Source organism: Bradyrhizobium sp. 153, from assembly GCF_023073835.1.
GTDB lineage: Bacteria > Pseudomonadota > Alphaproteobacteria > Rhizobiales > Xanthobacteraceae > Bradyrhizobium.
Map to the genome: position 1 here is coordinate 1 of NZ_JADPKH010000031.1, position 1,051 is coordinate 1,051.

1 protein-coding gene is annotated in these 1,051 nt (G+C 59.8%); it reads left to right on the forward strand.

The features are described 5' to 3' along the window. Nucleotides 1–52: 52 nt before the first annotated feature. Nucleotides 53–1,042, forward strand: coding sequence for an integrase core domain-containing protein (locus IVA91_RS09235; protein ID WP_247450984.1), 990 nt, complete (start codon nt 53–55; stop codon nt 1,040–1,042). Nucleotides 1,043–1,051 lie beyond the last annotated feature (9 nt).

The window sequence follows — 1,051 nt, forward strand, 5'->3', positions numbered from 1 at the left end:
TGTGCATGTTCACTAATTCGCTGATTGGATCGCTCCAGCGGAGGACGATCCGATGCGCGACAACAGCTATGACCGGACGATTGAGCGCAACTATCTGCAGAAGTGGCGTTTTCTGATCCCGGAGTATGAGGCGGTGAAGGCTGGACGATCGCCATTGTTCAACCGGGTCGGCGACTTCTATCGGCACCACGGGACCTGCTCGCAGACCTTCCGCAAGTATTACAATCGCTATCTGCAGAGCGGCGATGAAGCGGACCTGCTGCCGCGGCGGCGCGGCCCGAAGTGGCGGGAACGGCGCGAGCCGGAAGGGATCGAGGCGGAGATCGTCGCCCATCGCAAGCGGGGGATGAACCGCTATGAGATTCATGCGGTCTTGCGCGAGACGCGCGACACGGTACCTTCGCCGATCACGATCTATCGGGTGCTGAGGCGCTACCGCTTGAACCGCCGCACGCCGGCGATGCGCGAGGAGAAACGCCGTATTATCAAGGACAAGCTCGGGGAGCTGGGCCACGTCGATCTGCATCAATTGCCGCGCGATATGTTCCTCGCGCCACCCCCAGTCACGGCCTACATCATCAGCCTGATCGACAGCTGCTCGCGTCTGGCCTGGGCCGAGGTCCTAACCTCCAAGAAGGCGCTGCCGGTCATGTTCAAGACCCTGAAGATGATCAATACCCTCAACCTCACTTACGGGCTCGTCTTCCAGGAGATCCTATCCGACAACGGCGCCGAGTTCGCTGCCCGCACTAAGCCGGACGAGCATCCATTCGAGGCCATGCTGCTCGAGCTTGGCATCAAACACCGCTACACCCGGCCCTATCGGCCACAGACCAATGGCAAGGTCGAACGCTTCTGGCGCACCCTCGATGACGACGTCATCGACGGCGCGACCTTCGACAATCTCGACCACTTCGCCAACGAACTGTTCGACTATCTCGTATACTACAACAACCACAGACCCCATCAGGCCTTGGCAGGACAAACTCCCAAGGCCTTCGCCGCTACCAAGACCACCGCGATCCAATCAGCGAATTATTGAACATCGACA